The sequence below is a fragment of the Metabacillus rhizolycopersici genome, from assembly GCF_020075705.1.
The window spans coordinates 1-11,065 of the sequence record NZ_JAIQUM010000111.1 but is presented as its reverse complement, the minus strand read 5'-3'; the positions used below and the strand labels follow the sequence as shown (position 1 = coordinate 11,065).

Annotated in this window: 17 protein-coding genes; 2 read left to right on the top strand and 15 right to left on the bottom strand. The window is 34.0% G+C overall.

What is annotated here, in order from left to right:
• Positions 1-16: 16 nt before the first annotated feature.
• From K9V48_RS25345 to K9V48_RS25335, 3 genes are read right to left on the bottom strand one after another with little or no spacing between them, the layout of a single operon-like run.
• Positions 17-328 (bottom strand): hypothetical protein, encoded by a 312-nt coding sequence (locus tag K9V48_RS25345; RefSeq protein ID WP_224141880.1) that lies wholly within the window; start codon positions 326-328, stop codon positions 17-19.
• 13 nt (positions 329-341) lie between these two features.
• Entirely contained in the window at positions 342-1,343 is a 1,002-nt protein-coding gene (locus K9V48_RS25340) for a DUF3231 family protein (RefSeq protein WP_224141879.1), read from the bottom strand.
• A gap of 46 nt (positions 1,344-1,389) precedes the next feature.
• Complete coding sequence (locus tag K9V48_RS25335; protein WP_224141878.1) at positions 1,390-1,854, bottom strand: hypothetical protein; 465 nt, start codon at positions 1,852-1,854, stop codon at positions 1,390-1,392.
• 536 nt (positions 1,855-2,390) lie between these two features.
• On the opposite strand from K9V48_RS25335, the gene K9V48_RS25330 reads away from it, so the two are divergent.
• Positions 2,391-2,978, top strand: a complete 588-nt coding sequence (locus K9V48_RS25330) for a hypothetical protein (RefSeq protein ID WP_224141877.1) — start codon at positions 2,391-2,393, stop codon at positions 2,976-2,978.
• 323 nt (positions 2,979-3,301) lie between these two features.
• On the opposite strand, the gene K9V48_RS25325 is transcribed toward K9V48_RS25330, so the two are convergent.
• From K9V48_RS25325 to mobV, 10 genes are all read right to left on the bottom strand, one after another.
• Positions 3,302-3,478, bottom strand: a complete 177-nt coding sequence (locus K9V48_RS25325) for a hypothetical protein (RefSeq protein ID WP_224141876.1) — start codon at positions 3,476-3,478, stop codon at positions 3,302-3,304.
• Between the two features lie 739 nt (positions 3,479-4,217).
• Entirely contained in the window at positions 4,218-4,541 is a 324-nt protein-coding gene (locus K9V48_RS25320; RefSeq protein WP_224141875.1) for a type II toxin-antitoxin system RelE/ParE family toxin, read from the bottom strand.
• Positions 4,534-4,920 (bottom strand): AbrB/MazE/SpoVT family DNA-binding domain-containing protein, encoded by a 387-nt coding sequence (locus K9V48_RS25315; protein ID WP_224141874.1) that lies wholly within the window; start codon positions 4,918-4,920, stop codon positions 4,534-4,536. Before K9V48_RS25315 ends, K9V48_RS25320 begins: the two co-directional genes overlap by 8 nt.
• 375 nt (positions 4,921-5,295) lie before the next feature.
• On the bottom strand, positions 5,296-5,541 hold the full coding sequence (locus tag K9V48_RS25310) for a hypothetical protein (protein WP_224141873.1): 246 nt from the start codon (positions 5,539-5,541) through the stop codon (positions 5,296-5,298).
• Positions 5,542-5,899: 358 nt separating this feature from the next.
• Positions 5,900-6,577, bottom strand: coding sequence for a Rep protein (locus K9V48_RS25305; protein WP_224141872.1), 678 nt, complete (start codon positions 6,575-6,577; stop codon positions 5,900-5,902).
• A 181-nt stretch (positions 6,578-6,758) separates the two neighbouring features.
• Positions 6,759-7,172, bottom strand: a complete 414-nt coding sequence (locus K9V48_RS25300) for a hypothetical protein (protein ID WP_224141871.1) — start codon at positions 7,170-7,172, stop codon at positions 6,759-6,761.
• Positions 7,169-7,459, bottom strand: a complete 291-nt coding sequence (locus K9V48_RS25295) for a hypothetical protein (RefSeq protein WP_224141870.1) — start codon at positions 7,457-7,459, stop codon at positions 7,169-7,171. The genes K9V48_RS25300 and K9V48_RS25295 overlap by 4 nt, the downstream gene beginning before the upstream one ends.
• Before the next feature lie 15 nt (positions 7,460-7,474).
• Complete coding sequence (locus tag K9V48_RS25290) at positions 7,475-7,645, bottom strand: hypothetical protein (RefSeq protein WP_224141869.1); 171 nt, start codon at positions 7,643-7,645, stop codon at positions 7,475-7,477.
• A 143-nt stretch (positions 7,646-7,788) separates the two neighbouring features.
• Positions 7,789-7,998: a hypothetical protein gene (locus tag K9V48_RS25285; RefSeq protein ID WP_224141868.1), complete on the bottom strand. Its 210-nt coding sequence runs from the start codon at positions 7,996-7,998 to the stop codon at positions 7,789-7,791.
• A gap of 38 nt (positions 7,999-8,036) precedes the next feature.
• Positions 8,037-9,266, bottom strand: coding sequence for a MobV family relaxase (gene mobV / locus K9V48_RS29525; protein ID WP_308012625.1), 1,230 nt, complete (start codon positions 9,264-9,266; stop codon positions 8,037-8,039).
• Between the two features lie 363 nt (positions 9,267-9,629).
• Between mobV and K9V48_RS25275 the strand changes: the two genes are divergently transcribed.
• Positions 9,630-9,842, top strand: coding sequence for a hypothetical protein (locus K9V48_RS25275; protein ID WP_224141867.1), 213 nt, complete (start codon positions 9,630-9,632; stop codon positions 9,840-9,842).
• A gap of 60 nt (positions 9,843-9,902) precedes the next feature.
• Here K9V48_RS25275 and K9V48_RS25270 read toward each other — a convergent pair whose 3' ends face one another.
• Both K9V48_RS25270 and K9V48_RS25265 read right to left on the bottom strand, forming a co-directional pair.
• Entirely contained in the window at positions 9,903-10,457 is a 555-nt protein-coding gene (locus K9V48_RS25270) for a DUF3967 domain-containing protein (protein ID WP_224141866.1), read from the bottom strand.
• A 298-nt stretch (positions 10,458-10,755) separates the two neighbouring features.
• Positions 10,756-10,923, bottom strand: a complete 168-nt coding sequence (locus K9V48_RS25265; RefSeq protein WP_224141865.1) for a hypothetical protein — start codon at positions 10,921-10,923, stop codon at positions 10,756-10,758.
• Positions 10,924-11,065: the final 142 nt, after the last annotated feature.

Sequence of the window (11,065 nt, the reverse complement as noted above, 5' to 3'; positions counted from 1 at the left end):
ATCATTATACAGCTAATTATATTGCATAAACCCCCCCATTTTTATGCAGCTGCCAGGCTTTTTCTGAAGCCAAAAACGTTGATCTATCAACGATGTATAAAATCCTGCATAAACGAATAAAATAAGAAGGATATCCTAGACAAAAGCGAATCCCTTTGGTACCAAGGGGTTCGCTTTTTTTATGGTCTTTTTCTTTACTTCCTATCATTGTTATTATGTTAACTGATTTTGCATGCTCTATACATACCAAAAAGGGGAAAAAACTACCTTTTAGGGGTAAGGTAGTTTTTTCAAGATGCTGGATATTATTCATTTCCCTATATGTCATTTATATCATCTGATTATTTAGTTAAATCGTTCCTATCTTGCATTTGAGGTGGCTCTTCTAGCCAACCATTTTTCGCCATGATTTTTCCACCGTCACGCCCATAAGTTAATACGTCTTTTGCTGTACCAACCATTTTTAATGGGAGGTCATTTCGTAAACTAAATGCTGTTCCTAAAGCATTGCTTCCTAAACCAAAGCTACAAAGCATACTCGTACAGTACATCATTAGTTTATCTGAAAAAGGAGATACCTTTGAGTCTGTTGCATTTGCCCCCCATGTTGAAGGTGGTTGTATATCACTCTGAAGAAATAATTGTGTATAGTCAGTTACAGTTTTTTTCGCTAATTCCTTTCCTTTTATGAAATATTTTTTCACTTCAGGTTCATTTGCCACTTGTGCGAACCCCGTTATCATTTGCATTCCAAGAATATTTGTTTCAATTGCATTGTATAAATGTGCTACTTCAACTGTATTCAATGCTCGTTTTTCAGAAAACAAGTTAAAACCACTCATATAATTGGTTCCATTTGCAAACTCTATAGTCTTTGGCATGGATACAGCAGGAGGACGTGGTAAAACATCTTTTTCTTGTAGATAGTCTACACATTCATCGTAAACACTCTGGGTAAATGCAGTTAATTCCTTATAAAGAAGGACGATATCTTTTCGGTATGCCATGTTTAAATGAAGTGTATGTAATCCCATGCTTATTTCTACATTAAGTCGAAGAAACATGATATCAAACATGTTGTCATATAGCTTAAGAACGCCAGTATTGACATCTTGTTCTGTAAATCCAACGGGAATTACAGCACCTTCATTTTTGAGGATGTTTTTTATATCTTCAATATAGTTAATAACTTTCATATGAAAATCTTGCATAATTTCTTTAGCTCGTTTGTCATCTGCTTGTTCTATAAAGTATTCAAAAATTCTTTGTACCATAGTTTTTTGCTGATAGGTCATCCACAATGTCCCTAATTCACTTGAACTCAAAGCCTGTTTTTCAGTCATAATATAAGCCTCCATTTATTGTATTTACTATAAAAAATAACCACTATCATCGAACTTTAATACGCATTAACATACACTTAATAAAATTCCCTACCAATAAACCTGGAATTAAAGATAAAATTGGAAGCCACACAGGACCTAATAATATTTGTCCTAACTTTAGTGAAGGTGAATACATAAGCCCAATTGTTACAAAATAAGCTCCAAATACAAAAGGAAGATATGAATAAGGTGGAGTTTCTCCTTCGGCATCTTTATATGCATCCCACATAGCAAACATATATAGACAGGGATAAAACATTAGCCATTGGTAATTTGTTGCTTCGATTGCTTCTCTAATGTTTCCTTGAAAGCTATACAAAATCGCAGTATTAAAATGACTATTAACATTAACGAGGAACTCCAAAAAAATAAAAATTATACCTTTAACAAATTTTCTGTTTAATAACTGAGCAAAGCCTGGGAGAGCTATACTCCACAGAATAGCTTCTAACTTATCAGTCATAGTCATATTGTCCTTATAATTTGTAATGAGTTTAATATTTACTAAGTGTGAAATAATATGTACTAGTAGAGTTGTTTTTCAGTCCTATCTTCAACTATAGGGCGCTTTTTAATTAAACAAGCAGCCTAAAAGGATCTTCACAGTCGAAGATCCTTTTTCATATGCCGATAACATCGCTTATATTGACTAGAGCCCCTTCTTCTGTTCACTAAGAGAAAACAGGGGTGATAGCCCCCTAACCCCTTGTTACATATAGGGGAAACAACAATAGATATCATTCTAGTAAGATATGATATCCGTTTTAGACCTTGCGTAGCAAGGCTTTTACCATGCGTGATAGCATGTTTATCTCCGCCCACCCTTCCCCAAAATGAATTTTGGAGAAAAGGGAGGGAGGATCTTTCACAAGGTTTTAACCTTGCTCTCGATCTTTTTAGTCTCCATTTATTTTAATACTTTAATGTAAGCTCACTTGAAGGTCATACACATTTCACATCGAATAATACATACATGAGTTTAAGTGAAATGAGGGTGAATAATTTATGAGTGTAGATCAAAAAGCATTAATACGAAGCATTTTAGAAGCATTGGCACAAGAAGGAGTAAAGATAGGCGATCTGGCTAAACAAATACCTGGCATAAGTGAAAAACCATTTAGAAACGCATTAAAAGAGGCTGGATATGAATTTAGAAACTCTGGTCAAAAGGGTTGGTTTTTTATTGGAGAAGGTGAAGAACCCCTTGATAAAAGTATTTTTGATTATGTGAAATCTAGTTCACCTAAGGTTCATACACCTTTCACACAAAGTAATAAGAAATTCACAGAGAGTAATAAAGAATTCATACATCATTCACCTACTGTTCATGAGCAATTCACCCAAGATGAAATCCATATGATTAAGGAAATGCTTAAATCGTGGAAAGAGGTTGCCTCAACTACACAGAGCAATGAGTTAAGTCTTTATGACCGTGTCAAACAGTTGCCACAAAGTGACAAAACAAGAAAGACTATTGTTATTGATCGTATCATTGGTAAACGTTTAGATAAGTTTTGTGAAACGGAGAGGATCAATAAGTCAGATGTATTCCATTTAGCATTAACCGACTTTCTAGAGAAGTATGAAAAATAAGCATGGTTTCAGTTAACGATATTGAAACATAAAAAAGAGCAAACTGTGGCATTGCAGTCTGCTCTCAATGAAAGGTGATATCCAATCTATAGTTTTTTAAACTAAGATGAGTTATAGAGTGTCTTCAGCCCTATTACAATTGTATTTTCCCCCACCGTTTATCTTTTTATTACTTACTTAAATTTTATCTCTACAAAACGAAAGAAACCGCCCTTTCCCGTCAGGCAGTTTCTTTGGTTCGATCAATAGTATTTTTAATTTTTGCAAAAACTAAAGGATTATACATCAATTTGGAAAATAAATATTTTATGTATGGTTGAAGATTAAGATCCAATACTCTGTTCAATTGCAGTTTCCCAACTTGGAAAATAATACAATGCATTTTTCATAAGCTCTGGATTTGACTTCTTTACTTGCTTTTTACGAAGTGACTTTCCTTCTCTTTGCACTAGTTCAGAAATTTGATTCACAACCTCTTCAACACTCATACTAGTTTCCATTTGATTCCTCCTTTTTACTTTTCAACTATATCCTTTCCACCTAACATTAAAATCAAACGAAGAAACTTAAAAGTTAATTAAGAGAGCCCCTCTAAAAATAGCTTTTTTATTACCTATAATTGATTTTATGGTGACTAGATTTTATTCATTACTAGATTCTTGTTGCATCGAAAAAATAAGTTTATAAGACTGATAGAGAAACATGAAAACCTTAACTTGGCCTAGTACCAGCGTAGCTGCGACCAGGGGCAAAGTAGGCCCTAAAAATAGAGTATTGTACCAAAGAATCGGATAATTTTTACAGAGATAATACCGTAACAAAAACGACCTGTTTAGATACAGGGCTCAGTCATACCGTATTTACCACCAAAATGCGCTAAATACGGTGTAACAAAATACTGTCACATAATTTTCTTGTAACAATACCTGGTTAAAAACCTTTATGATACACTTAGATTTTTCCGTAGCTTCGCTTTTCTGTTACTTACTTTGCCCCTCGTTACAGGAACGCTGGTACTGGGCCTACTTGTGAGATCAAGAAAAATGATTCATTAGGCCAAGTTGAATTAGTACGACTTTCTGAACTTAAAATCTAACAAAAAACCATCAGTTCCTGCTGAATCTGATGGTTTTTTATTACCTATAATTGCAATTATGTTAACTGAAGTTGAAAATCTTCCTATAACATTAGTTAACTAATAAACCCACTTATAGCAATGGTTAACCGGATAAACCTAAATTAACTTTTATTTATTTTCGATGCTTTTATGTAAACTTTTAATTCTTTATAAAATTGTTCTCTAGTTCCAGCTAAAATAACTAATACTAGGTTTCCTTCATCATCTTCTTGGATACTATAAGCTATTTCGTAGTTAATACCATTATGTTTGATGTCATAACCATAAACACCAGCTAAATCACCCTTTTTTTGTTCACCTACACTGAATGGATCTAGCTGGATATCTTGTAAAGCTAAACGAAACTTCTGTTCCAATTTCTTGTCTTTTAGTTTTTTAAAGAATTTCTTTGCTACTGGTGATACTTTTAATTGAAAATCACTCATCATCATCGACCTCAAAAAGATCATCAATTTCTATAGTTTCTGTATTAGCAGTTTCAGAGATGAGAGAATCTATCGCAGATCCTAACTGTGCCTTACGATTTTTAAATTCAACCATCAAATCCATACCGGTGTAACCTTCGTTAATAAGATCAGCTAAAATTTCTTCAGAAAAATCATCAAACCCCTCATGAACAGGCTTTATAACTAAATGATTCCCATGTAGCTCTAGTGTGACTTCTTCACCAATGTTTAATGTTTCATAAAATTCTTTTGGAATGCTAATTTGTCTCTTACTTGAAACTGCAATTCGTTTTATTTTTCTTGGACGTCTTGATTTAGGCATCGTCAATCGCTCCAATTCTTTTTTCGCCATCATCATAATTTATGTCCCTCCACTCTATTTATATACCAAATTTCCTTATTTTTTTATTTCTTGGTTTCTTTACTTCTTTACTTATTAATTCAGAATATCACTTAACTAATAATTCATCAACATTCACACTCTTATAGTGACTCCGACCTAAAACCAGTAGTAGAAGACCTCGATCACAATGTACGTGTGGTCGAGGTCTTCTACTGTTTACGACGTTAAGGGAGGAGTCACAAATGACTGTGTGATAGACTGTATCTCCATTTCAAAACCAAAATAAAAGAGAAATTTATTTACCTATTATTAACCTTATATTTTCGATTCATTATTCAATAAAAAACGCTTAATAGAGACTTCATTTTGACTATCTCAAAAAGTTCCTTTTTAAGAACTTGCTTCTTTATCCTTCATAGCTTTGATCCTCATAACTGTTGTCAAGAAGGCCATTTCTTTTAAGTAACAATACTCACAGATTTTTTTGTTAGCGAATTTTAATGTAAGTACTTTAATTTGATTCATTTCTTCCTTTTTCGATCCAGGAAAATCTTTAGCTGCCTTTTTTATTTCCCTTAAACGAGAATTACTGACTGTATTGTCTATTGTATCCTTACACATGAAACAGGTTCTCATTTCACAGCTCTCCTTTTTTAAACAGTATAACTTGTAGCTTTACAAAGGGTACACCCACTTACAGATAAGAAATTTTGGTTGCCTTAATGGCAACCTTTTAGCCTTTAAGGCAATCACGAAAAAATACAAAATTTAGTATTCCAAAACAAAGGGCGAATTGCTATTAAACAATAATGATAATAGGGAGATGTTTATAAATGTGGTTTAAAGCCTTGGTACGACTGAGTTTATTGGACTTTTTTGGGTGTCACCTTTTCGTGACACTTTGAGGTGTTTTTGTCACCTTTTCGTGACACCTAAATAATTCCAAATAACAAAAAGACCGTATCATTTTTTAGATACGATCTAAAATCTTTTATTAAAAAAATCTTGCAGGTAAACTCACCTTTTTACCATTCTGATCCTTAAGGTTTTTTAAAGAGTGTTGAAATAATCTCATAGTTAGCTTATCTAATTGAACATTATTTTTTCTAGGTGCACAAATCATAATATAAGGGTTCACAATCCATGTTCTAGGGCTTACAGTTCTTCCATTTTCAATGGTCTGTCCTGCCCCTTCCGGATTAAGTAAAATCTCTTTATCTTTTAAACTATTCATAATAGCAGACGTTTTTTGTCTTGATTTTCCTATCATTTCAGCAATATCTGAAACAGTTGCAGCCTTTGGAAGCTCAAAATCATCTTCAACATTTTTACGTTTCTTTTTAAATTTATCTTCTCTGCAAATAATCACATTACTTTTAAATTCTAAATATGCTTGAGTTCTAAACAAAAAGCTTTCTTCTGCTTGAGTTAAATAATCAATTTGGGTTAACAAATCTAAATTTCTATGCATGGTCTGATTAAATGGCTCCCCTGCAAATGGATCTTTACTGGTTCCAATAAAATGTTCTTCCCCAGTAAGCTCTTTTAATTGCTCTAATAATGATTTTTTCAATTCTTCAGTTTTCTCTCTTGCTTCTGAATCTTTCTCAAAATCTCTTTTTCTAGCATTTTTTTCAGCTTGTCCAAAATCTACTATGTTATCTTTTTTCATCTAATTCCTCTCCCTATCTAGCAGGAATTAGTCCCAATATGATAGAATATAAATACCAATATTTAAATTAATAAAGGGACTAATCCCTTGCATTTTTTCGAGAAACCGCCAGCCGTCCAAAGCATAGGCGGTTTTTCTCATTTTTCTATCTTTCGACAATAACAATAAAATCACCTTTTTTCTACCCATTTTCGATCTTCACTCTCAAACTCTCTAACAGCTTATTATCTACTCTTTTAGGCTTGTACCCCATTCTATCTATTAAGATACCCTCTATAACCTTCATACGTGCCGTATAGCACCTATATTCTTTTTCCGAAAAGACTAATGTGTCAGAATCAATTTCGATCAATTCTGAGCCCTTCTGAACCGTTCTCATAAGGTTATAACATTTTGACCGTTCTTCTCTCACCAATCGAAGCAAAATCAATAAATCATAAGTGTGAAATTGCGAAAGCTCCCCAAAAGGTAATTCTACTTGATCTAAGTAAACAAATTCTCTCATTTTTGGGCGTTCCTTTTTCAAAAAGGCATCACAAAACCCACATGCTTTAGCATATTGTCCATTTTCAGAACCACAGTAAGAACAAATCATGATTCCTTACCTTTTGATCGATTCAAAGCCAACTCTCTAAAATAAGCCGACATTGTGAGATCACCTTTTTCTTCCCCAATTTCATTCCAAATGTCAGCTGGTAAAGTAACTGAAACCTTTTTTGTTACCCCAATAGAAGGACGACCTGCCCCCTCACGATACCCTCCATGCTTTGGACGACAATCTAAGCATTTCTCATGATCCTTATATGCTTTTTCAAAAATCTTGTTTTCTAGTTTTAATTCTTTACCACAGCTCATACAAGTAAAGTTTTGCACTAATACCACCTACTTTCCCCTCTATTAGTCAGACCAATCATTCGATTCTCGTTTCATTTTTGAATCACCATAGTATTTATTTAACTCATTAATCGCTTGTTTTATATGCCTGATTGCTTTTTCATCTCTGTCTCCTGGAGCATCATCCTCATAAATTCTTAACCACTCTCTTAAACTTTCAATCACATGATCCATTTTAAAAACCTCCCATTTTCACTTGTTTTTCCATCTTGTTTTTGATTAACGTTACTATAATCATTATATTATTTTCAGTAACTTAAATCAAGTAAATGAGCGAATTTTATTGCATGAAAAATCGACAACTGATCAAAAACAATTCACATTGGTTTATTTAAAAAATTAATGACCAATGACCATAATTCATCAGATACCTCTAATTCGTATTCTGCCATTACTTGCTGATAAGACTGCAATCCTTCTAAAAAACCCTGTTCACTTATAAAATTCTGTTTAGAATCATGATTAAATTCACTTACTCTTTCTATAACAAATTCTCCATTTTCTTTATAAATCAACATTTTTTTCATGTTTACACACTCTCCTTAAATTGATCTAATACAACTTTTTATCTTTCCAGACCATCATTACGATCACGATTTCCCTTTCGAGTCGGTTGGATCTGCTTTTCTTGCTCCTGTTTATCCAGGGCAAATTTTTGAGCCCCTTTGATTTCATCATCGACAAAATATCGCTTTAACAACTTTTCCTTCGCTTTGTCTAAAATACTTGCCTTCACATATCCGATGATGTTCGCCAATTCAGGCAATTTTTCCTGATACAATTCCTTTACTCGTTCCAATGTTCGTTTCAAAAAGTCATTCTCTTTATTCAGCTTCTTATTTTCTTTCTTCAACTCTACATTTTCATTTCTGGCCAAGTCACGTTCCCTTACAAGCTTGTCTTTTCCATCATGAAGTTTTTGATTTTCTATTTTAAGCTGCCTATTTTCCGTTCTAAGCACTTCTGAAGCTTTCGCTAAGGTTTCAATACCCTCAAAGTCCTTTCGCTCCAATATGACCCTGTCAGACCCAAATAAACCCATCTTCTTTTCTTGCTTCACTTCAATCTCGTCCAACTTTTTCACATGATCTAATGACTTCCCCAAATCGCTTAAGCGATTTTCAATATCCTTGATGGATATTTCCATTTCCTCTTTTACTGCTTGTTTCTCATGTAACGTATGTTCTAATCCTTCAACTTTTTCTTTTAGCGTCTTTGCTTTAAATTGTTGGGTCGTTAAATGCTCTCGATCCGATCCCTTTTCCCCTCGCTCTACATCAAATCCTTGCTTCTGCAGATGTTTTGGAAACTCATCCTGAATCCACTGCAATTCCACCCGATTAAAAACATTCTTCCCTTGCAGCTTCCCATCACGCATGGGAACAACCCCTAAATGCATATGGGGCGTTTTTTCATCCATATGGACCATCGCATACGCGACATTCTGCTCGCCATATCGATCCGCAAACAATTTATAGCTCTCTTCAAAGAATCGCTTTTCTTCAGCTGGATCTAGACGATCAAAAAACGCTCGATCAGATGTGATCAACAACTCATTCACCAGGACGGCATCCTTCCTGGTTTTCCTTGTTCCAGTTTTCTGACTCTCAATGATCTCTTTGACTTGTTTGTTGTAATCAATTTTTTCAGCATTCACCAAATCATAATTCAAATGGGAACGATCTTGATCAATATCAGGATTCGTTTTACTCTCCCTTTCTCTCTGATTATGAAACTGCATCCCTTTTAAATCATGAGACTTCATTTTCTCCATCCGACATATCGCAAAGCTCATGTCTCCACCACCCTCTATGTACACCTCTATTTATCATTATAATCCGGCAAAAACTTCCATGTAAAGTATAGCACACTATACTTTACATGCGTAAAGTCGTGTGGTCTGCGACGCTATGTTGCCTGTAAGCAGGCAAGCACGCAAGCGTGCTAAAACAAAAAACCGTAGGGCTACTCGCCCCACCACCCCCGCCAACGTCAACACGTTGGATCACCATACAAAACGACTAAAACCAATGTTGCCATAAAGGCAACAAATGCACCTTAAAGGTGCAATCAGTAACTAACCTAAAGGTTTATCAACGTATAGATTACCAAAAAAAGTAAATAATACTGGTGAACTAATAATAAAAGGAGTATAGACATGGCTAGAAAAATCTTCGATATACATAACGACCTATTAGTCTTATTTGGAATATGGTTTGCTATTCGCTTTATCTACACAAAAGAAATATACATACAAGTAAATGGATACACGGTAAATACGCTTAGTTTACTCATACTAACAATCGCATTGGTTGCAATAAATAGAGCAAGGGAGAAGGATACTAGCGAAGAAATAAAATCAATAAAGTAGATGCTGCTGATCTATTCTTGGAAATTCCCTAAGGAGGTCTGTAATTCCAATCCCTCTTTTTTACTTGCCGAATAGTCGAGCAAATAATCCTTTCTTTTTCTCTTCTTTTTGTGCAGCTGCTATTTGTAATAGTGCTTGTCGTTCTTCTTGTGAATGTCTTAATGATTCAATTAACTTCTGATCTCTTACCTCTAAGCGTTGATCTATGTATTTCTGTTGTTGGTCTAGTCGTTTGAGTAGTTCTTCATTAAACTTTGTCTGTTTTTCATTCATATCGGTTAATACATCTACTTTTTTTATTAAATCAGTCAGCATATCACGTTCTATCCCTTGACCTAACTGCATATTAGCCGATACATCGTCTTCAGCTGTATTGGGTTTTACGGTATATTTACTCGCTATGATATTCGCTGTTTCCTCAACGGAATTATCACTTTTAGAAACATTTTTGAACTCGAGAAACACTTCTACATCTTGTTTTGTAAAGATACGATAACCACTGATATTCCTGTTAAAAACATAACCATTACCTTCTAATAATTGAGCGTATTTCCTAACTGTACTTTCTGCTATGTCGGTCATATTGGCTATATCTTTAGTTGAGTAATTTTCCATATCGTTACCTCCCAATCGTAACGGTCGCTATAATCTATTAATTAAACAGATAATTTTCAAATCCTGCAAATAAAACTTGAATAAAGTTACCTGAGTTTAATTATGTCGAAACTTGTTTTCTATTAACCTTTGAAAATGTAAGCGCTTTCCATTATAATGATAATGGGTTGGATGGCATGTGTGGCCGTCATAGTATCTGGCGTAGGTGGGGCCGATACCAGGAACTAGGGCATAAAGAAAATGTCCTTTTTTATTTGCATAAAACAAGCTTTTTTAACAATGAACTATCTAATAAAGATTATTTTCTTATAAGATTGAATTCTACTGCTTTTAAGTTTTCTACGGCCCTTTTATGTATTTCTTCAATTTCTCTATATTTTTTAGGGTTTGGGTTTAAAGCAAAATCAATTAGTCTATCTAGATCGGTATTAATTTCTTTAAATACTTTCTTTACTTGTTGGTCCATTATTTCCACCTCTAAATCATTATACAGCTAATTATATTGCATAAACCCCCCCATTTTTATGCAGCTGCCAGGCTTTTTCTGAAGCCAAAAACGTTGATCTATCAACGATGTATAAAATCCTGCATAAACGAATAAAATAAGA